The sequence below is a fragment of the Streptomyces sp. BoleA5 genome, from assembly GCF_000373665.1.
GTDB lineage: Bacteria > Actinomycetota > Actinomycetes > Streptomycetales > Streptomycetaceae > Actinacidiphila.
Genome location: NZ_KB892116.1, coordinates 1 through 20,941, shown reverse-complemented (window position 1 = coordinate 20,941; position 20,941 = coordinate 1). Strand labels below are relative to the sequence as shown.

12 protein-coding genes, 1 tRNA gene, 1 rRNA gene and 1 pseudogene are annotated in these 20,941 nt (G+C 71.4%); 3 read left to right on the top strand and 12 right to left on the bottom strand.

Features of this window, described 5'->3' with window-relative positions:
• Positions 1-19 precede the first annotated feature (19 nt).
• On the top strand, positions 20-841 hold the full coding sequence (locus B085_RS0127260) for a DNA-formamidopyrimidine glycosylase family protein (protein WP_018561782.1): 822 nt from the start codon (positions 20-22) through the stop codon (positions 839-841).
• A 36-nt stretch (positions 842-877) separates the two neighbouring features.
• Positions 878-1,679: pseudogene (locus tag B085_RS43920) on the top strand (SDR family NAD(P)-dependent oxidoreductase).
• A 548-nt stretch (positions 1,680-2,227) separates the two neighbouring features.
• Here the strand turns inward: B085_RS43920 and B085_RS0127245 are convergent.
• The 9 genes from B085_RS0127245 to B085_RS0127205 form a co-directional block, all read right to left on the bottom strand.
• Positions 2,228-2,698 (bottom strand): Dps family protein, encoded by a 471-nt coding sequence (locus tag B085_RS0127245; RefSeq protein WP_018561779.1) that lies wholly within the window; start codon positions 2,696-2,698, stop codon positions 2,228-2,230.
• A 162-nt stretch (positions 2,699-2,860) separates the two neighbouring features.
• Positions 2,861-3,244 carry a helix-turn-helix domain-containing protein gene (locus B085_RS0127240; protein ID WP_018561778.1) on the bottom strand — a complete coding sequence of 128 codons (384 nt, stop codon included), beginning with the start codon at positions 3,242-3,244 and terminating at the stop codon, positions 2,861-2,863.
• Between the two features lie 94 nt (positions 3,245-3,338).
• Complete coding sequence (locus B085_RS0127235) at positions 3,339-3,881, bottom strand: CinA family protein (protein WP_018561777.1); 543 nt, start codon at positions 3,879-3,881, stop codon at positions 3,339-3,341.
• On the bottom strand, positions 3,878-4,612 hold the full coding sequence (pgsA, locus tag B085_RS0127230; RefSeq protein WP_018561776.1) for a CDP-diacylglycerol--glycerol-3-phosphate 3-phosphatidyltransferase: 735 nt from the start codon (positions 4,610-4,612) through the stop codon (positions 3,878-3,880). The genes B085_RS0127235 and pgsA overlap by 4 nt, the downstream gene beginning before the upstream one ends.
• On the bottom strand, positions 4,609-6,093 hold the full coding sequence (gene rimO, locus B085_RS0127225; protein ID WP_026251491.1) for a 30S ribosomal protein S12 methylthiotransferase RimO: 1,485 nt from the start codon (positions 6,091-6,093) through the stop codon (positions 4,609-4,611). Before rimO ends, pgsA begins: the two co-directional genes overlap by 4 nt.
• A 114-nt stretch (positions 6,094-6,207) precedes the next feature.
• Positions 6,208-7,008: a helix-turn-helix domain-containing protein gene (locus tag B085_RS0127220; protein ID WP_018561774.1), complete on the bottom strand. Its 801-nt coding sequence runs from the start codon at positions 7,006-7,008 to the stop codon at positions 6,208-6,210.
• Positions 7,009-7,228: 220 nt separating this feature from the next.
• The gene (locus B085_RS0127215; RefSeq protein WP_018561773.1) at positions 7,229-9,859 is read right to left on the bottom strand and encodes a DNA translocase FtsK; all 2,631 of its coding nucleotides are present in this window, start codon (positions 9,857-9,859) and stop codon (positions 7,229-7,231) included.
• Positions 9,860-9,973: 114 nt separating this feature from the next.
• A complete protein-coding gene (locus B085_RS0127210) occupies positions 9,974-10,654 on the bottom strand; it encodes a response regulator (protein WP_018561772.1) in 681 nt (226 codons plus the stop codon).
• A gap of 294 nt (positions 10,655-10,948) precedes the next feature.
• On the bottom strand, positions 10,949-16,429 hold the full coding sequence (locus B085_RS0127205; protein ID WP_420706629.1) for a HAMP domain-containing protein: 5,481 nt from the start codon (positions 16,427-16,429) through the stop codon (positions 10,949-10,951).
• Positions 16,430-16,713: 284 nt separating this feature from the next.
• Between B085_RS0127205 and B085_RS0127200 the strand changes: the two genes are divergently transcribed.
• Positions 16,714-19,335, top strand: a complete 2,622-nt coding sequence (locus B085_RS0127200; RefSeq protein WP_018561770.1) for a SpoIIE family protein phosphatase — start codon at positions 16,714-16,716, stop codon at positions 19,333-19,335.
• Positions 19,336-19,409: 74 nt separating this feature from the next.
• Here the strand turns inward: B085_RS0127200 and B085_RS0127195 are convergent.
• From B085_RS0127195 to rrf, 3 genes are all read right to left on the bottom strand, one after another.
• Positions 19,410-19,482 (bottom strand) — tRNA-Thr (locus B085_RS0127195).
• An 83-nt stretch (positions 19,483-19,565) separates the two neighbouring features.
• The gene (locus B085_RS43915) at positions 19,566-20,531 is read right to left on the bottom strand and encodes a DegT/DnrJ/EryC1/StrS family aminotransferase (RefSeq protein WP_037732569.1); all 966 of its coding nucleotides are present in this window, start codon (positions 20,529-20,531) and stop codon (positions 19,566-19,568) included.
• Positions 20,532-20,675: 144 nt separating this feature from the next.
• Positions 20,676-20,792: ribosomal RNA gene (gene rrf / locus B085_RS0127185) — 5S ribosomal RNA — on the bottom strand.
• Positions 20,793-20,941: the final 149 nt, after the last annotated feature.

Genomic DNA, 20,941 nt, shown 5'->3' with positions numbered 1-20,941 from the left:
GACGGGAACAGGGGGATCCGTGCCCGAGGGCGACACGATCTGGCTGGCCGCGCACCGGCTGCACTGGGCGCTGGCGGGGCACGTCCTGCTCCGCGCTGACCTGCGCGTGCCGCGCCTGGCGACGACCGACCTGTCGGGACGTCACGTGGAGGAGGTCGTGGCCCGCGGCAAGCACCTGCTGATGCGGGTCGAGGGCGGTCTGACCCTCCACTCGCACCTGCGCATGGACGGTTCCTGGCAGTTGTACGCGCCCGGCGAGCGCTGGAGGGGCGGCCCCGACCACCAGGTCCGCGCGGTCCTCGCCCATGCCGAACGGGTCGCGGTCGGTTACCGGCTGCCCGTGCTGGAGCTGTTGCGCACCGCCGAGGAGGACCGGGCCGTCGGCCATCTCGGCCCGGATCTGCTGGGCCCGGACTGGGATCCGCAGGAGGCGGTGCGCCGGCTGACCGCCGACCCGGCCCGGCCGGTCGGGGACGCGCTGCTGGACCAGCGCAATCTCGCGGGCATAGGCAACGTGTACAAGTGCGAGTTGTGCTTCCTGCGCGGCGTCACACCGTGGATGCCGGTCGGCGAGGTTCCCGAGCCCGAACGGATCGTCGCGCTCGCCAGGAAGCTGCTGCAGGCCAACAAGACCCGGCACGGCCACATCACCACCGGCGACACCCGGCGCGGCCGGACGCACTGGGTGTACGGCCGCGGCCGGCACGACTGCCTGCGCTGCGGGACGGCGGTCCGCGTCGCCGAGCTGGGGCCTCCCGGCCAGACCCGGGTGACGTACTGGTGCCCGCGCTGCCAGCGCGGTCCCGCGCCGCCGCCCGCACCCGCGCCGCGGTCACACTGATTGACGGGCCGTCAGATCCGGTCGTACCGTAGCCGCATGGCCGTACCGGCGTACGACCTCACCGGGCGCACCGCCCTGGTCACCGGTGCCGCCGGCGGCATCGGCCGGTCCTCGGCGCTGCTGCTCGCCCAGGCGGGGCCACCGTCGTCTGCGCGGACGTGGGCGGGCCCGGTGCCCGGCACACCGCCGAACTCGCCGTGAAGGCCGGCGGCGCGGCGGAGGCGCGCACCGTGGACGCCACCGGCCGCGCGCAGGTCGCGGAGGCCGTCGCGGCCACCATGGCCGCCCGCGGACGGCTGGGCGTGCCGGCCGCCATCGCGGGCGTCATGCACTCCAGCACCGTCGTGGACACCGACGACGCCGACCTGGACCGGGTGCTACCGGCGCACTTCAAGGCGGGTCCTGCGCTGCGCCCGCGAGGCCGCGCGCCCGATGGCCGAGCGTGGCGCCGGCAGTATCGTCACCACGGCCTCCGGCGCCATCGACACCGGCGCCCGCGGGCTGCTCTGCTACAGCGGCTCCAAGGCCGCCGTGGTCCAGCTGACCCGGACCGTACCCTCGCCACGGAGCTGGGGCCCCATGGGGTGCGGGCCAATGCCGTGGCACCCGGCTTCGTCCGCACACCGATGACGGGCCACCACGGCATCGGACCCGACGGCCGCTTCGACGAGCGGGTCAGGCCCTCGCCGAGGAGGCGCGGGTGCGCGCCGCGGCCCTGGGGCGTGTGGGCGACCCCCGGGACGTGGCGCACACCGTGCTCTTCCTGGCCTCCGACGCCTCAGCCTTCACGACCGGCCAGATCCTGCGCCCCGACGGGGGCGTCGTCATGCCCTGGTAGTGACTGACTTCGGGGTCCTGGAACTCTTCCCGGCAGTTCTCCCGGCGCCGGGCCCTCAACCTCGCGGACGGCCGCCCCGGCGGCCGATGACGATCCCCGTGACCACCTCGCCGTGTGCAGGGGGACGATGCTGAGCCCCCAGCCACCGGCGACGACCAGGCCCTCGAAGGAGCCTGCCTGCGCGGGCTGGACGACGAGCCTCAGCAGGGCCCACCACCACACCACACCCGCGACGATCGCGATCGCCCAGCGGACCGGCCGCTGGGCCCACAGCTCGTGAAACAGGCGGAGAACATGCATGGCCGCCTCCTTCGGAGCCCCGAGGTTGCGGCGGGAATCACCAGGGACCCAATCCCGGGCTTTCCCCGTACACAGGTGCGATCCCCTGCCCACAAGATCTCTAGACCTCCGCCGCCCCACCCCGCACAACGTTCACCCGAAAGGAGGACACGTACGGCTACTACCTGCGACATTCCCCCGCCCGAGGGCAACCGAGGGCGACCGGGCGCCACGGCGCCCGCCGACTCCCCATCCGGCCCGGACGGGGTTCAGACGTTCTCGGCCTGGAACATCCAATGGTGCTTCTCGAGCTCGGCGGCGAGGCCGATCAGGATGTCCTGGCTCACCGGGTCGGGCTTCTCCGTCGCCCCGATCCCCTGGCGCACCCGCCTGATCACGGCGTCCAGCGCCGCGATCATGACCGCGACCACCTTCTCGTCCTTGATCCACCCGTCCGGCACCTCGTCGATCCTGCTGCCCTTGGACACCGTCCCCGCGCGCCCGTCCGGCGTCACCCCGATCGCGGCCGCCCGCTCCGCGACGGTGTCGGCGTAGGTCCGGGCGGTGGTCACCACGTCGTCGAGCTGGAGGTGGACGGACCGGAACCGTGCCCCGACCACGTTCCAGTGCACCTGCTTGGCCACGAGCGACAGGTCGATCAGGTCGGTGAGGGTCTGCTGCAGGGCCTCTCCGACGATCTTGCGGTCGGCCTCGGGCAGCGTGCTCTTCACGACGGTCATGCTGCTCCTCCTCGGGAATCGCCTTGCGTCGCGGGACCACCTCCAGGGCGGACCCGCCACATGGGACGCCTTCCCCGGATCCGCGGACCAAACGCGGACACGCCGGAGCCCCGGCCGGTTCTCCACCGGCCGGGGCCACGGTTCGGAACTGCTTGGTGTCGCTCAGGCCGCGACGACGTCCACGGCCTCGGTGGGCGCCTTCGGCGCCTTGATGGTGACTCGCTCGTCCGGACCGGACGGTACGGACGGAACCGCGCCCAGCAGCGGCCGCATAGGCGCGGCTGCCGACCCGACAGCAGCCGACTCGGCGAGTTCGGCAAGCGCCAGATCGTCGCTGACCTCCCGCATCACCTCGGACATCGGGACGTCCAAGGCGTCACAGATCGCGGAGAGCAGTTCGGAGGAAGCCTCCTTCTGCCCTCGTTCGACCTCCGACAGATAGCCCAGGGAGACCCGGGCGGATGAGGAGACCTCACGCAGGGTGCGGCCCTGACGCTGGCGCTGCCGACGCAGCACGTCACCGAGCAGGCGACGGAGCAGAATCATCGGTGGCTCCCTCCTCGGACCGCGAATTCGCAACCTTCTTGCCCCACCGTACCGCCTCCGACACCGGCCGTGCGGGGAGCGATGACGTGTTCACTCAGGGCTGCAAACATCCCTGCCCCCCGCTCTCTTCCCCACCCTTCGCCGTCGGGGATTCGTCGGGTGTTCCCCGGCCGGTCAGAAGCGTCTGCTGCAAGAGGGTCAGAACGGCGTTCACGGTGGTGGTACGGATCGCGGCACGGTCGCCGTTCAACTGCAGTCTCTCGCACCACGAGCCGGTCGGCCCGGCGACCGCCACGTAGACGGTCCCGACCGGCTGCCCGTCCTGCGGGTCGGGGCCGGCGACACCGGTGGTGGCCAGCCCCCAGTCGGCGCGCAGCACGCGCCGCACGCCCTCCGCCATGGCGCGCGCGACGTCGGGGTCCACGGCGCCGCGTTCGGCCAGCAGCGCGCCGTCCACGCCCAGCACGTCCCGCTTCAGCTCGGTGGCGTACGCGGTGACCGAGCCCCGGAAGGACCGGGAGGCGCCCGGCACCGAGGTCAGCTCGGCCGCCACCAGGCCCCCGGTCAGCGACTCGGCGACGGCGAGCCACTGCCGCCGCTCCTCCAGCAGCCCCAGGACCTCGCCGGCGGCGTTCACGCGCCCTGTCCCTGCTCCTCCGGGTGCGCCGGCGGGACGTCCTGCGCGAGGCCGCCCTCCGGCTCGTCGGCCTCGCGCGCCCGGCGCGCGGCGGCCGTGCGCCGCGCGGCGAGCCCGGCCCGGCGCATGACGACCGCCTGGCGCACGTAGTCCAGCCCGGTCACGACGGTGAGCACCACCGCGGCGCCCATCAGCACCGCCCGCAGCGTCGCCAGCGGCCCGGTCAGGACCAGGATGTACATGCCGACCGCGACGCCCTGGGTGAGCGTCTTCAGCTTTCCGCCGCGGCTGGCCGGGATGACGCCCCAGCGGATCACCCAGAACCGCATGAGAGTGATGCCCAGCTCACGGAAGAGGATCACCGCGGTGACCCACCAGGGCAGGTCGCCGAGGGCGGAGAGCCCGATCAGCGCCGCGCCCATGATCGCCTTGTCGGCGATCGGGTCGGCGATCTTGCCGAAGTCGGTGACCAGCCCGTAGCGCCGGGCCAGCTCGCCGTCGAAGAGATCGGTGATCATCGCGACGGCGAACGCCGCCCACGCGAAGGAGCGCCACGCCGGGTCGTGCCCGTCGTCGTGCACGAGCAGCATGACGAAACCCGGCACCAGCAGCAGCCGCACCATCGTCAGGACGTTGGCGATGTTCCACAGCGAGGGCCGCCGGACCGCTGCCGCCGGGACGGCGGGTGCGGACCGGTGGTCGCCGGCCGCGGACGCCGGGGCTCCCGTCATCTGCCGGCCTCCTCCGTCGTGCCGAGCGGCTCCGCGACGAGGTCGACGCCTTCGGTGTCCACCACCTTCGCCGCCACGAACGTTCCGGGCTCCAGGCCCGCGGAGGCGGTCAGGAGGACCTGGCCGTCGGTCTCCGGCGCCTGGTGGGCACCGCGGCCGACCGCCCCCTCCTCCTCGTCGACGGACTCGACCAGCACGTGCACCGTCGAGCCCAGCCGCTCCTCCGCGCGCTGCGCGGTCAGCTCCTCGGCCAGCCGGGACACCCGGGCCAGCCGCTCGGCGACCACGTCCTCGTCGAGCTTGCCGTCGTAGCCGGCCGCCTCCGTGCCCTCCTCGTCGGAGTAGCCGAAGACGCCGATGGCGTCCAGCCTCGCGGCGCCCAGGAAGCGCTCCAGCTCCTCCAGCTCCGCCTCCGACTCGCCGGGGAAGCCCACGATGAAGTTGGAGCGGACCCCGGCCTCCGGCGCCTTGGAGCGGATGGTGTCCAGCAGCTCCAGGAAGCGCTCGGTGTCACCGAAGCGGCGCATCGCGCGCAGCACCCCGGGGGCGGAGTGCTGGAAGGACAGGTCGAAGTACGGCGCGACCTTCGGCGTGGAGGTCAGCACGTCGATCAGGCCCGGGCGCATCTCGGCGGGCTGCAGGTAGCTGACCCGGATCCGCTCGATGCCGTCCACGGCGGCCAGCTCCGGCAGCAGCGTCTCCAGCAGCCGGATGTCGCCGAGGTCCTTGCCGTACGAGGTGTTGTTCTCGCTGACCAGCATGACCTCCTTGACGCCCTGCTCGGCCAGCCAGCGGGTCTCGCCGAGCACGTCGGAGGGGCGGCGGGAGATGAACGAGCCGCGGAAGGACGGGATGGCGCAGAACGAGCAGCGGCGGTCGCAGCCGGATGCCAGCTTCACCGAGGCGACCGGGCTGCTGTCCAGACGGCGGCGCAGCGGGGCGCGCGGCCCGGAGGCGGGTGCGACCCCCTCGGGCAGGTCCTCGGGGGCCGGGGCGGGCTCCTCGGCGGTCTGCGCGTGGCCGGGGAGCGCGACCTCGCTGGCGGCCTGCCGGGCGGCGGGGCTGATCGGCAGCAGCTTGCGGCGGTCGCGCGGGGTGTGGGAGGCGTGGACGCCGCCGGAGAGGATCGTCTGCAGGCGGTCGGAGATGTTCGCGTAGTCGTCGAAGCCGAGCACGCCGTCCGCCTCGGGCAGGGCCTCGGCCAGCTCACTGCCGTAGCGCTCGGCCATGCAGCCGACCGCGACCACGGCCTGGGTGCGCCCGTGGCCCTTGAGGTCGTTGGCCTCCAGGAGGGCGTCGACGGAGTCCTTCTTGGCGGCCTCGACGAAGCCACAGGTGTTCACGACGGCCACGTCGGCGGCGGCGGCGTCGTCGACGAGCTGCCACCCGTCCGCCGCCAGCCGGCCGGCGAGCTCCTCGGAATCCACCTCGTTACGAGCGCAGCCGAGCGTGACAAGAGCGACGGTACGGGGTTCGGACATAGGCTCAGCCTACTTTGTCCCTGACGGGGCTCCGACGCGCAGCGGCGCCCGGCGACGGGACGATTGTCCCGCGCCGGGCGCCGCGGTGTCCGTGCGCGCCCGAGAAGCCGGGCGTCACCCCGCTTCCGGGTCGCCGGGAGTGAAGGTGAGGCGCTGGACCTGACCGGGGTCGCCCGCCGGTCCCAGGTCCTTGCCGTTGACGAAGAGGTTGACCGCGCCCGCGTTGCCGATGATGAGGTTGATCTTGCTCTTGTCGGTGAAGGTCTTGGAGTCGCCCGGCTCCAGACTGCCCTGGAAGAGCTGCCTTCCGTTGCTGTCCACCGCCTGGATCCAGCTCTTGGCGTTGGGGGCGGTGAGCTTGACGGTGACCTTGTCGGCCGGAGCGGCGGCGATCGCGCTGTCGGACGCCTCGGGCCTCGGCGCGGTGCTCGTGGCGCTGCCGGACGGCTTGGCCGCCGGGCTCGCCGCACTCGGCTTGCCCGCCACCGGCTCCTTGCCGCCGTCCTCACCACCACTGAAGAGGGTGAAGCCGACGAAGCCGACGACGGCGACGATCGCCGCGACCATGGCCGCCGTCCAGTTGGGGCGGCGCGGTTCGGACCGCATCCGCTCCGCCTCGTACAGCGGCGCCACGGGGGTGGGGGCGGGCGCACCGCCGTGCTCCGCCGAGAACTGCTCGATCAGGGCCTCGGGATCGAGGCCCACGGCGCGTGCGATCGCCCGGATGTGGCCGCGGGCGTACACGTCGCCGCCGCAGCGCGAGAAATCGTCCTGCTCGATCGCGTGCACGATGGGCGCGCGCACACGCGTTGTGGTACTGACCTCGTCGACGGTCAGACCCGCGGCGACGCGGGCCTGGGCGAGGGCACGACCGACCGGGATCCGGTCGTCGGGGGGCGGGTTGCCGATGGACACGGGGGCGCCTTTCGAGCGTGCAGCCACCTGCTGGAGACTCAGTCTAGGGGGGTGTGCAAAAGGACGGGCAAGCGGGCGGGCGTTGTTTGTCCGCCATCAGGATTGCCGTCTTTCCCGGCGCCGATGACAGTCGGCCATACGCCTTCCCCCTGCAATAACTTGACGTGCGGGCAGGAGCAACGGTTGCGCCCGGCCCACTTACGAGTGAGCCACGGAACGGCTACGAACCGGCATCGCCGCGGAGTACGGCGAGCACTCCGTCCATCTCGTCCGGCTTGACCAGTACGTCACGGGCCTTCGACCCCTCGCTGGGGCCGACGATCCCGCGTGATTCCATCAGGTCCATGAGCCTGCCCGCTTTCGCGAAGCCGACACGCAGTTTGCGCTGGAGCATCGAAGTCGAGCCGAATTGCGTGGAGACGACCAGTTCCGCGGCCTGGCACAACAGGTCCAGGTCGTCGCCGATCTCCTCGTCGATCTCCTTCTTCGGGCCCGAGCCGACGACCACGTCGTCACGGTAGGAGGGCGTCAACTGCGCCTTGCAGTGGGTGACGACGGCGTGGATCTCGTCCTCGGTGACGAAGGCGCCCTGCATGCGGACCGGCTTGTTGGCGCCCATCGGCAGGAACAGCCCGTCACCCTTTCCGATCAGCTTCTCGGCGCCGGCCTGGTCGAGGATGACCCGGCTGTCGGCGAGGGAGGAGGTCGCGAAGGCCAGCCGGGAGGGCACGTTGGCCTTGATGAGGCCCGTGACGACGTCGACGCTGGGCCGCTGGGTGGCCAGCACCAGGTGGATGCCGGCGGCCCGGGCGAGCTGGGTGATGCGGACGATCGCGTCCTCCACGTCCCGCGGCGCGACCATCATCAGGTCGGCGAGCTCGTCCACGATCACCAACAGGTAGGGGTAGGGCGAGAGCTCCCGCTCGCTGCCCTCGGGCGGCTTCGCCTTCCCGCTGCGCACGGCCGCGTTGAAGTCGTCGATATGCCGGAAGCCGTAGGCGGCCAGGTCGTCGTAGCGCAGGTCCATCTCGCGCACGACCCACTGCAGCGCCTCCGCGGCCCGCTTGGGGTTGGTGATGATCGGGGTGATGAGGTGCGGGATGCCCTCGTACGCGGTCAGCTCCACGCGCTTGGGGTCGACCAGCACCATCCGCACCTCGTCGGGGGTGGCACGCGCCAGGATCGAGGTGATCAGGCAGTTGATGCAGGAGGACTTGCCGGACCCGGTGGCGCCCGCGACGAGGATGTGCGGCATGCGCGCGAGGTTGGCCATGACGTAGCCGCCCTCGACGTCCTTGCCGAGGGCCACCGTCATCGGGTGCTCCTCGCCGGCGGCGTCCGCGGAGCGCAGTACGTCGCCGAGGTTGACCATCTCCCGGTCGCTGTTGGGGATCTCGATGCCGACCGCCGACTTGCCGGGGATCGGGCTGATGATCCGTACGTCCGGACTGGCCACGGCGTACGCGATGTTCTTGGCGAGGGCCGTGATCCGCTCGACCTTGACGGCCTGGCCGAGCTCCACCTCGTAGCGGGTCACCGTCGGGCCGCGGGTGAACCCGGTGACCCGTGCGTCGACCTTGAACTGTGAGAAGACGCTCGTCAGCGACTCCACCACGGCGTCGTTGGCGGCGCTGCGGGTACGTCCTGGACCGCCGCGCTGCAGCAGGTCCAGTGACGGCAGGCCGTAGGTGATGTCGCCCGACAGCTGGAGCTGTTCGGCGCGCGGCGGCAGCGCCGTGCCCTCGCCGGACGCCGCGGCCTTGGTGAGGTCGGGCACGGACGGGCCGGCGTCCTCGTCGGCGCCGTCCTGCCCGCTGACCCCCGCCGGCGGCAGGGAGTGGCTGACGAGGTCCGCGACGACCGAGGAACCGGGCACACCGTAGGTGAGGGCGCCGTCGAGGTCGGCGGCCACACCGTAGGCGAGGCCGACCGCGTCCAGGCCGTCGCCGGGCGTGAGATCGGGCAGTTCCGTCGGCTCCTGGCGGCGCCTGGAGCGGCGGCGCGCCTTCTCCCCGCCGTCCTGGGGTGCCTCCTCCTCCAGCAGGTCGCTGAAGGGCACGGCGTCGTCCTCGGCCCCGGTGGGTGCGTGCTCCTCCACCAGCCCCAGCCGGATGCCGAGTTCACGCAGCCGCCGGGGAATGGCGTTGACGGGGGTAGCGGTGGTGACGAGCAGCCCGAAGAAGGTGAGCAGGGCCAGCAGCGCCACCGCCAGGGGCGCTCCGACGGTGTAGTCGAGCGGCGCGGAGGCCGCCCAGCCGATGAGCCCGCCCGCGTCGCGGATCGCGTCGGCGCCCTGGCCCCGTCCGGGGGAACCGCAGCCGATGTGCACCAGCCCCAGCACGCCGACGCTGAGGGTGGTCAGGCCGATGACGATGCGCCCGTTGGCGTCGGCCTTCTGCGGATGGCGCATCAGCCGCCAGACGATGGCGCCGACGAGGAAGGGCACGAGCAGGTCCAGCCGCCCGAACAGTCCGGTGATCAGGATCTCGACCAGGTCGCCCACCGGACCGCGCAGATCCGACCAGGTGCCGGTGGCCACGACCAGCGCGAGGCCGAGCAGCAGCAGCGCCAGGCCGTCCTTGCGGTGAGCCGGGTCGAGACCGCGCGCGCCGCGCCCGACGCCCCGGAAGAGCGCGCCCACGGTGTGCGCCAGGCCGAGCCACACCGCTCGCGCGAGCCGGTAGACGCCCCCGGTCGGGGACGGCGCCGGCTTCGGCGCGGGTTTGGCCGCCGCCGCCTTGGCGGGCGGCTTCTTGACCGCCGCCTTCTTCGCGGGGGCCTTCTTCGCCGCGGGCTTGGCCGCAGGTTTGGCGGCAGCCTTCTTGGCGGTGCCGGACGTACGTGAGGCCATGATGGTGAGGTTACCGTTCCGCCCCGCGCACGACACGCGTGGCCGCGCATACCGCCATTCGTGTCGTGACCCTGGTGCGCCAAGGATGACCTTGCGTCAAATGGCGCACATGCCTCACTCCTGCGGGGGAATCTTCTTGTCGCCGCCGGCCGTGCCGGGCTCCAGCGCGTCCAGCGCGCGGCGCAGCCCGGTCAGCTTGCGCTCCAGGTGGGCGGCCGTGGCCACCGCCGCCGCGTCGGCGGACTCGTCGAGCTGCTTGGACAGCGCCTCCGCCTGCTCCTCCACGGCGGCGAGCCGCGCGGAGAGCTCGGCGAGCAGGCCCACGGGCTCCTTGGAACCGTTGCCGCCGGGGCGGGCGCCCTGTTCGAGCTGCAGCCGGAGCAGGGCGGCCTGCTCGCGCAACTGGCAGTTCTTCATGTAGAGCTCGACGAACACCGAGACCTTGGCGCGCAGCACCCACGGGTCGAAGGGCTTGGAGATGTAGTCCACCGCGCCGGCCGCGTAGCCGCGGAAGGTGTGGTGCGGCCCGTGGTTGATGGCGGTCAGGAAGATGATCGGGATGTCGCGGGTGCGTTCGCGCCGCTTGATGTGCGCCGCGGTCTCGAACCCGTCCATGCCCGGCATCTGGACGTCGAGCAGGATCACCGCGAAGTCGTCGGTGAGCAGCGCCTTGAGCGCTTCCTCCCCGGACGATGCCCGCACCAGGGTCTGATCGAGCGCGGAGAGGATGGCCTCTAGCGCCAGCAGATTCTCCGGCCGGTCATCGACCAGGAGGATCTTGGCCTTCTGCACCATGGCCCGCCCTCCTCGCCCCGGCACTGCACCGGTCGCCGCCCCCGTGGACGACTCCTGAGCGCCGCCCGTCCTTGTGCCGGTCATGGTAGCCGCACCCCGCTGTCCGCCACACCCTGTCACCGCCATGTCACTGTGCACGTAGCAGAAACGCAAGCGGAGACCAGAAGGTTCCCAGAATCCCGCACTCTCACACCTCTTCACACACGCCGAGTCATGGACGTTCACCGTCCGTTGCCCGCCGGATCACCCAACGCGGCGCCAGACGCGGCGCCCAAGGTGGCGCCCGACGCGGCGTCACCTGGACTGCATCCACCGCTCCATCACCGCGAGCAGGTGGTCGGTGTCCACCGGCTTGGCGACGTAGTCGGACGCCCCGGACTCGATGCTCTTCTCCCGGTCCCCCTTCATCGCCTTCGCCGTCAGCGCGATGATCGGCAGCCCGGCGAACTGGGGCATCCTGCGGATCGCGGCCGTGGTCGCGTAGCCGTCCATCTCGGGCATCATGATGTCCATCAGCACCACGGCGACGTCGTCGTGCTGCTCCAGGACCTCGATGCCCTCGCGGCCGTTCTCCGCGTACAGCACGGTCAGCCCGTGCTGCTCCAGCACGCTGGTGAGGGCGAAGACATTGCGGATGTCGTCGTCGACGATGAGCACCTTCTCACCGCTGAACCCGCCCGAGAAGCCGGTGTAGGCGTCACTGTGCGCGCCCTCCACCCACGACTCGGACAGCGCGGCGCGCTCCGTCGGTCCGGCGGCCGCCGCGGGCAGCGGTGCCGCCGCCGAACGCCGGCGCAGCCGGGCCAGGCTGCTGCCCGCGCCCCGGCCGCGCACCGCCACATGGCCGTGCGCGGGGGCGTGGAGCGGCTCGACCGGTGCTCCCTCGAGTTCCGCGGTCTCGCCTCCGGCGAGCTGCAGGTAGCCCTGGGGCGGCAGTTCGGTGGTGTTGAGCGGCAGGTAGAGGGTGAAGGTGGAGCCGCGGCCGGGCTGGCTGTCGGCGTGGATCTCGCCGCCGAGCAGCCGGGCGATCTCCCGGCTGATGGACAGGCCCAGGCCCGTGCCGCCGTACTTGCGGCTGGTGGTGCCGTCCGCCTGCTTGAACGCCTCGAAGATGACCCGCATCTTGCTCGCCGCGATGCCGATGCCGGTGTCGGTCACGGAGAAGGCGATCAGCGGCTCGTCGGCGCCCCGCAGCGATCCTGACTCCAGCAGCTGCTCCCGGATCGCGTGCGGCACGTCGGGGCCGGCCGGGCGGATGACCAGCTCGACCGAACCGCTGTCGGTGAACTTGACCGCGTTGGACAGCAGGTTGCGCAGCACCTGCAGCAGCCGCTGCTCGTCGGTGTGGAGCGTGGCGGGCAGCTCCGGGGAGACCCGCACCGAGAAGTCCAGGCCCTTCTCCGCCGTGAGGGGCCGGAAGGTCGCCTCCACGTAGTCGACCAGCTGGACCAGGGCGATGCGGGTCGGGCTGACGTCCATCTTGCCCGCCTCGACCTTGGACAGGTCCAGGATGTCGTTGATGAGCTGCAGCAGGTCCGAGCCGGCGCCGTGGATGGTCTCGGCGAACTCGACCTGCTTCGGGGAGAGATTGCCCTCGACGTTGTCCGCGAGCAGCTTGGCCAGGATGAGCAGCGAGTTGAGCGGGGTGCGCAGCTCGTGCGACATGTTGGCCAGGAACTCGGACTTGTAGCGCATCGAGACGGCCAGCTGCTCGGCGCGCTCCTCCAGGACCTGCCGGGCCTCCTCGATCTCGGTGTTCTTCACCTCGATGTCCCGGTTCTGGCGGGCCAGCAGCTCCGCCTTCTCCTCCAGCTCCGTGTTGGACATCTCCAGCTGCTTCTGCCGGTTCTCCAGCTCCGCGGAGCGCTCCCGCAGCTGCTCGGTGAGTTCCTGCGACTGCTCCAGCAGGTACTCGGTCTTGGTGTTCACGCTGATGGTGTTCACGCTGACCGCGATCATGTCCGTGATCTGGCCGAGGAAGTCCTTCTGGATCTGGGTGAGCGGCTGGAAGGAGGCCAGCTCCATGACACCGAGCACCCGGTCCTCGAACACCACCGGCAGCACGATCACATGGGCCGGCGGCGCCTCCCCGAGACCGGAGGAGATCCGCAGGTAGCCCGGCGGCACGTCCTCCACCAGGATCGAGCGCTTCTCGACGGCGGCCGTGCCGATCAGCCCCTCTCCGGGCAGGAACACCGTCGGCATCGTCCGCTTGGAGAAGCCGTACGAGCCGCTCAGCCGCAGTTCGTAGCCCTCGTCGATCTCCTCCCCGCCGGCCGGCTCCTCCGCGATGAAGAAGGCGCCGTGCTGGGCGGAGACCACCGGGGTCAGCTCGCTCATGATGAGCGCCGCCACGTCGTTGAGGTCGCGGCGGCCCTGCATCAGACCGGAGATGCGGGCGAGGTTGCCCTTGAGCCAGTCCTGCTCCTTGTTGGCGAGCGTGGTCTCGCGGAGTCGGACGATCATGGTGTTGATGTAGTCCTGGAGCTCCAGGATCTCGCCCGCCGCGTCCACGTCCGTGCGGATGTTGAGGTCGCCGCGGGTCACCGCGGTCGCCACCTGGGCGATGTTGCGCACCTGACGGGTCAGGTTGTTCGCCATCAGGTTCACCGACTCGGTGAGGTCCTTCCAGATGCCGGAGACACCCGGCACGCGCGCCTGACCGCCCAGGCGGCCCTCGGTGCCCACCTCGCGGGCCACCCGGGTCACCTGGTCACCGAAGGCCGACAGCTGGTCGACCATCGTGTTGATGGTCGTCTTCAGCTCCAGGATCTCCCCGTGGGCGTCGACGTCGATCTTCTTGGACAGGTCTCCGCGGGCGACCGCGGTGGTGACCATGGCGATGTTGCGGACCTGGCCGGTCAGGTTGGAGGCCATGTTGTTCACCGACTCGGTGAGGTCCTTCCACGAGCCGGACACGCCCGGTACCCGCGCCTGACCGCCGAGGATGCCGTCGGTGCCCACCTCGCGGGCCACCCGGGTCACCTCGTCACCGAAGGCGGACAGCGTGTCGACCATCGTGTTGATGGTCTCGGCGAGCTGCGCGACCTCGCCGCGCGCCTCGACGGTGATCTTCTTCGTGAGGTCGCCGTTGGCGACGGCGGTGGCGACGGAGGAGATCGAACGCACCTGGCTGGTCAGGTTGTTGGCCATCAGGTTGACGTTGTCGGTGAGGTCCTTCCAGATGCCGGAGACGTCCCGCACCCGCGCCTGACCGCCCAGCTGGCCCTCGGTGCCCACCTCGCGGGCCACCCGGGTCACCTCGTCACCGAAGGCCGACAGCTGGTCGACCATCGTGTTCACGGTGGTGACCAGGGCGAGGATCTCGCCCTTGGCGTCGACGGTGATCTTCTTGGACAGGTCGCCCTGCGCGACCGCGGTGGTGACCTCGGCGATGTTGCGGACCTGCATGGTGAGGTTGTTCGCCATGAAGTTGACGGACTGCGTCAGGTCCTTCCAGGTGCCCGACACGCCCTTCACCTCGGCCTGGCCGCCCAGGATGCCCTCGGTGCCCACCTCGCGGGCCACCCGGGTCACCTCGTCGCCGAAGGCCGACAGCTGGTCGACCATCGTGTTGAGGACGTTCTTCAGCTCCAGGATCTCGCCGCGCGCGTCGACGTCGATCTTCTGGGAGAGGTCGCCGCGGGCCACCGCGGTGGCCACCTGGGCGATGTTGCGGACCTGCGCGGTCAGGTTGCCCGCCATGCCGTTCACGGAGTCGGTGAGGTCGCGCCACACACCGGCGACGCCCGGCACCTGCGCCTGACCGCCGAGCCGGCCCTCGGTGCCCACCTCGCGGGCCACCCGGGTCACCTGCTCGGCGAAGGAGGAGAGCTGGTCGACCATCGTGTTGATGGTGTTCTTCAGCTCCAGGATCTCGCCGCGCGCGTCGACGTCGACCTTCTGGGAGAGGTCGCCGCGGGCCACCGCCGTCGTCACCTGGGCGATCTGGCGGACCTGCGAGGTGAGGTTGCCCGCCATGAAGTTGACGGAGTCCGTCAGCTCCTTCCACACGCCGCTCACGCCGTCGACGCGGGCCTGGCCGCCGAGGCGGCCCTCCGTCCCCACGTCCCGGGCCATGCGGGTGACCTGTCCGGCGAACGAGGACAGCTGGTCCACCATGCGGTTCACGGTGTTCTTCAGCTCCAGCATCTCGCCGGAGACGTCGACGGTGACCTTCTGCGACAGGTCGCCGTTGGCGACCGCCGTCGTCACCTGCGCGATGTTGCGGACCTGGCCAGTCAGGTTCCGGAACGCGGTGTTCACCGAATCCGTCAGGTCCTTCCACAGACCCGCCGCACCCGGCACCTGCGCCTGGCCGCCCAGCTCTCCCTCGACGCCGACCTCACGCGCCACCCGGGTCACCTCGGCACCGAAGGCCGACAGCTGGTCCACCATCGTGTTGACGGTGTTCTTCAGCTCCAGCATCTCGCCCGAGACGTCGACGGTGACCTTCTGCGACAGGTCGCCGTTGGCGACCGCCGTCGTCACCTGCGCGATGTCCCGCACCTGGCCGGTCAGGTTGCGGAACGCGGTGTTCACCGAGTCGGTGAGGTCCTTCCAGATGCCCGCGGCGCCCGGCACCTGCGCCTGGCCGCCGAGCCGGCCGTCCGCGCCGACCTCGCCCGCGACACGGGTCACCTCGTCGGCGAAGGTGCGCAGCGTCTCGGTCATCGCGTTGACCGTCTCGGCGAGCTGCGCGACCTCGCCGCGCGCGCCGATGGTGATCTTCTGCGACAGGTCGCCGTTGGCGACCGCGGTGGTCACCTGGGCGATGTCACGCACCTGGGCCGTCAGATTGCCGGCCATCAGGTTGACGGAGTCCGTGAGGTCCTTCCACACGCCGTCGACCCCGGCCACCTTGGCCTGGCCTCCCAGCTGGCCCTCGGTACCCACCTCGCGTGCGACGCGGGTCACCTCGGCGGCGAAGGAGGAGAGCTGGTCCACCATCGTGTTGACGGTGTTCTTCAGCTCCAGCATCTCGCCGGCCACGTGCACGGTGACCTTGCGCGACAGGTCGCCCTTGGCGACCGCCGTGGTGACGAGGGCGATGTCACGCACCTGGGCCGTCAGACGGGACGCCATGGTGTTGACCGAGTCCGTGAGGTCCTTCCACGAGCCGGACATGCCGCGGACCCGTGCCTGGCCGCCGAGCTTGCCCTCGGTGCCGACCTCGCTCGCCACCCGGGTCACCTCGTCGGTGAACGTGGACAGCTGGTCGACCAGCCCGTTGACGGTGCGGCCCACCTTGAGGAACTCGCCGCGCAGCGGATGCCCGGAACCGTCGGCGCCCTGCGCGCGCAGGTCCATCCGCTGCTCCAGGTCGCCCTCCGCGACCGCCGACAGCACCCGGCCGACCTCGGACATGGGGCGCACGAGGTCGTCCACGAGCGCGTTGGAGGCGTCGATGGCCGCCGCCCACGCGCCCTCGCACGCCCCCGTCTCCAGGCGCTCCGCGAGTTTGCCCTCGCGGCCCACGACCCGCCGCACCCGCGCCAGCTCCCCCGTGAGGTGCTGGTTGCGGTCGGCGACCTCGTTGAACACCGCGGAGATCTCCGCCATGACCCCGTCGCCGGTGACGGTCAGCCTCTTGCGGAAGTTGCCGTCCCGCATGGACTCCAACGCCGACAGCAGCCTGTGCAGGGCCGCCGAGTCGACCTCGACCGTCCCCGAACCGCCCCCGCTCGTACGCGACCGCACGTTCTTGACCCGTGCGGAACCGCCCCGCTTCGCCGCGGATGCCGCGCCGCCTCGCGCCGATGCGCCAGACTCCACCGTGTCCCTCCCGGAGGGTCGACCGACCTGCAGGTGCCTCGTTCAGGCATGACCAGTGTTTCACCATGCCCGGGCCCGGCCATAACAGTTCGGCAGCATCGCATATGACCGGCGTCATGATCGGGGCAGGAACACCCCCAACCGGCACACACGCGGTCGCCGGGGGTAAGTAACCTGGCATGCGGTTGCCCACCTTGGGCCGGGCGTACACCTCGAAGTGGGGGCCGGTGGTGACAGTACAGCGGACGACGAATGGTGACGTCCCGGGACAAACAAGGAGATCTGTGATCACGGCGCGGGCGGCGGCCACCTTCGAACCCGTGGGACGCTCGGTCGCCACCGCACGCGCGTTCGTCCGCGACACGCTCCAGGGCTGGGGCTTCTCCGAGGTGGTCGACGACGCCGTCGTCCTGACCAGTGAACTCGTCACCAACGCCGTGGTCCACGCCGGCACCGCCGCCGACGTCCAGTGCCTGCGTTTCGACTCCGCCGTGCGGATCGAGGTGTCCGACCGCTACCCCGAACGTGAGCTTCCTCTCCACGACGCCAAGAAGCAGATCCACCCCGATCACGAGGGCGGCCGCGGGCTGCTCCTGTGCTCGGCCCTGGCCAGCCGCTGGGGTGTGGAGTACACCGCGGCCAACAAGCACGTCTGGTTCCGCCTGGACCTCCCCCAGCGTCCCGCGGGCACCCGCTCCGCGGGCCCGGCCCTGCCCGTCCAGGCACTGCCGCTGGCCGACGAGCGGGTCCGCGTCGCCGTCGTCCAGGTCGACCGGGGCGGCGTCATCACCCGCTGGAACCAGGACGCCGCCGAACTCTTCGGCCACCCCGGCGACCAGGTGACCGGCAAGCCGCTCGGCGACTTCGCCGCCTGGCCGCAGACCCCCGGCACCGGCCACGGCATCGCCGAGGCCCTTCGGCTGTCCCGCTGGGAGGGCAGCTACGGCGTCCGCGACGCCGACGGGCGGATCCTCCCCGTCTACGGCACGCACCTGCGGGTCCGCGACACCTCGGGCGAGCCGTCCACCGTGTGCCTGCTGGTGCGCGAGGACGAGCGCGCCGTCCTGCAGAACCCCGGCCGCGGCATGATCGCCGTCGAGGGCGGATCCGAGCGCGGCAAGGCCGTGGACCCCTTCGAGTCCTTCATCGGCTCCCCCGCCCCCGACGACCTCGACGGGCTGCTGCAGCGCACCGTGGAGCGGGCCCGCGACATGCTCGACGGCGACGCCGCGTACCTGCTGCTCGCCACCGACGACGAGACCGAGCTGGAGGTGCGCGCCTCCACCGGCCTCCCCTCCGCACGGCAGCGCTTCGCGCGCGTCCCCGTCGAGGCCGGCACCGGCCGCTACGGCAGCGCCCGCATGCCCGCCGTCCACGAGGACCTCACGGCGGTCCCCGGCGCCGTCCCGCTGCTCGCCGGCACCGGCATGCGCTCGGTCGTCACCGTCCCCCTCAAGGTAGAGGGGCGCCTCACCGGTTCGCTCGGCGTCGCCGCGGAGAGCCCCGGCCGGTACACCAACGAGGAGGCGCTGCGGCTGCAGTTCGCCGCCGACCGGATCGCGCTGGCGGTGGAGAGCGCCCGCCTCACCGAGCTCGAGCGCCTGCGCCGGGGCTCGCTGTCCTTCCTGGTGGAGGCCTCCGACCTGCTGGCGGGCACCCTCGAACGCGACCAGACGCTGGCCCTGATGGCCCAGATGACCGTTCCCACCCTGGCCAACTGGTGCGCCGTCTACACGATCGCCGACCAGGCCTCGGAGCCCGAACTCGCCTTCGTCCTCCACGAGGACGAGGACCGCATCGACGGCATCAAGGCCCTGCTCTCCCGCCTCGCCCCTCCCGACCCCGACCCCACCCCCGGCGCCCGTGTGTGGACCGCGCCCTCCGACGCCGCCCACTCCAGCGCCCTGCGCGCCTCCCTGCGCAGCCTGGGCCTCGGTGATGCCGGGCGGCCCGCGACTGGCCCGGGCACGGCCCTGGCGACCGCCGCCGCCGTCGGCGGCGAGACGGTCGTCCTGCCGCTGGTCGCCCGCAACCGCGTCATCGGCATGCTCACCCTCGGCAAGTCCGCCGACGAGCGCTTCCGCCAGGAGATCCTGGAACTCGCCGAGGACCTGTCCCGCCGGGCCGCCCTCGCCCTGGACAACGCCCGCCTCTACAGCGAGCGAACGGCCATCAGCCAGTCCCTCCAGCGCAGCCTGCTGCCGCCCGGCCTGCCCGTGATCCCCGGCGTCGAGGTCGAGGTCGTCTACCGCGCCGCCGGCGAGGGCAACGAGGTCGGCGGCGACTTCTACGACGTGTTCCCGATCCGCGACGGCTGCTGGGGCTTCGCCATCGGCGACGTGTGCGGAACGGGCCCGGAGGCGGCCGCCGTGACCGGTCTCGCCCGGCACGCGCTGCGTCTGCTCGCGCGCGAGGGCTTCAGCGGCCCGTCCGTCCTGGAGCGGCTCAACGCGGCCATCCTGGACGAGGGCGCACGCAGCCGCTTCCTCACCCTCCTCTACGGCGAGATGTGGCCGCAGAACGACGGCAGCGCCGTCCTGAAGGTCGTCTGCGCCGGCCACCCGCTGCCGCTGCGACTGCGGCAGAGCGGCGTCGTGGAACCGGCCGCGGAACCTCAGCCGCTGCTCGGCGTCATCGAGGACCTCGAACTCGTCGAGCAGACCGTCACCCTTGACCCCGGCGACGTCCTGCTCTGCGTCACCGACGGCGTCACCGAACGCCGCGAGGGCAACCGCATGCTCGGCGACGACGGCCTCGCCGACGTCCTGGCCACCTGCACGGGCCTCACCGCGGGCGCCGTCGCGGCCCGTATCCAGCGAGCCGTGGAGCGCTTCGCCTCGGACGCGCCCTCCGACGACATGGCCATCCTCACGATGCGCGTCCCCGAACCGGAACTGCCCGCCTGACGGAGGGCGGTTCGCCGAAGGCACCATAAACGGGAAAGGCCCCCGCCGTGAGGCGGGGGCCTTTCCCCTATCAGAGCCCCAATACGGAATCGAACCGTAGACCTTCTCCTTACCATGGAGACGCTCTGCCGACTGAGCTATTGGGGCGTGTCGACGTGAAGGATCTTAACCCACACCGGCCCCGGTTCGGAAATCCGCGCGACGCACGGCCCGACCGGAACAACCCGGGATCAGAGAAGACCGCCCAGCGTGTTGCACGCCGTGGCCATCCGCTCCAACTCCTTCTCGGTCAGGCCCGGGTGGACGGGCAGCGAAAGCGTCTCGCCGGCCGCCTTCTCGGTCCTGGGCAGGAACGAACTCGACCGGTACTCGGGCATCCGGTGCACGGGCGTCGGGATGCTCACGCTCGCCTGCACGCCCCGCGCGGCCAGGGCCATCGCGAAGGCGTCCCGGTCCGGCCGGCCGTTCCCCGGTATGCGCACCGTGTAGCGGTGGTAGACGTGGTGGGCGCCGGGCTCGACGTAGGGCACCAGGACTCCGGTCAGGGCCGAGTCCAGGTAACGGCAGTTGGCCCGCTGCCGGGCCACGGCACCGGCCAGCTTCGCGAGCACCCCGCGGCCCACGGACGCCTTGCCGTCGGCCATCCGGGCCTCGGCGTGGGCGGTGTCCCGAAGCCGCTTGACGGCACCGGCCAGTTCGGGGTGCTCCGTGGTCACCACGGCACCCTCCTCGACGGCGAACACGCTCAGCACACCGTAGGTGCCGACCCTGCGGCCGGCCAGTGTGGCCGCCTGGGCCTGGGTGGCGTCCTCGATGATCGCCAGGCCGTGCCGGGCGGCGATGTCGGTGATCTGGTCGACGGCCGCGGGGTGCCCGAAGAGGTGCACCGGCAGGATCGCCACCGTGAGGGGCGTGATCGCGGCGGCGACGGCCTCCGGGTCCAGGCAGAACGTCAGCGGGTCGATGTCCGCGAAGACCGGCACCGCACCGGCCCGCCGCACGGCGGCCGCGGTCTCCACGGGCGCGAACGAAGGCAGGATCACCTCCTCGCCGGCACCGATGCCGAGCGAGAGCAGCGCCAGCTGCAGCCCGGAGGTCGCCGAGGCCACCGCAACGGCATGCCGCCCGTCCGCCGCGGACGAGAACTCGTCCTCCAGCGCGGCTACTTCAGCACCCTGGACCAGGAACTGCTGCATCAGGTCCACCTCCACTTACCCGGTTCCCGCAAGGATCACCTCAGCGGGTGATCCGTTGCTGATCTGAACATGAACAGCGGGTGTGGATACGACAAAGAGCCGTGCCCCCCGGACTGGGTCCGGGGGGCACGGCTCTCAATATTTGTTCGGCGGCGTCCTACTCTCCCACAGGGTCCCCCCTGCAGTACCATCGGCGCTGAAAGGCTTAGCTTCCGGGTTCGGAATGTAACCGGGCGTTTCCCTAACGCTATGACCACCGAAACACTATGAAACCAACAAACCGGCACCAACCACCCCACCAAAAACAGGGGGGCCGGGGTTCGTTGTTTCAGAACTACACAGTGGACGCGAGCAACCTATGGACAAGCCCTCGGCTTATTAGTACCGGTCAGCTCCACCCATTACTGGGC

Bases quoted from the DNA above. Each gene is read 5' to 3' on its own strand.
- B085_RS0127245 (WP_018561779.1), bottom strand. From the start codon at position 2,698: ATGACCGTCGTGAAGAGCACGCTGCCCGAGGCCGACCGCAAGATCGTC.
- B085_RS0127240 (WP_018561778.1), bottom strand. From the start codon at position 3,244: ATGATTCTGCTCCGTCGCCTGCTCGGTGACGTGCTGCGTCGGCAGCGC.
- pgsA (WP_018561776.1), bottom strand. From the start codon at position 4,612: ATGACGGGAGCCCCGGCGTCCGCGGCCGGCGACCACCGGTCCGCACCC.
- rimO (WP_026251491.1), bottom strand. From the start codon at position 6,093: ATGTCCGAACCCCGTACCGTCGCTCTTGTCACGCTCGGCTGCGCTCGT.
- B085_RS0127215 (WP_018561773.1), bottom strand. From the start codon at position 9,859: ATGGCCTCACGTACGTCCGGCACCGCCAAGAAGGCTGCCGCCAAACCT.
- B085_RS0127210 (WP_018561772.1), bottom strand. From the start codon at position 10,654: ATGGTGCAGAAGGCCAAGATCCTCCTGGTCGATGACCGGCCGGAGAAT.
- B085_RS43915 (WP_037732569.1), bottom strand. From the start codon at position 20,531: ATGCAGCAGTTCCTGGTCCAGGGTGCTGAAGTAGCCGCGCTGGAGGAC.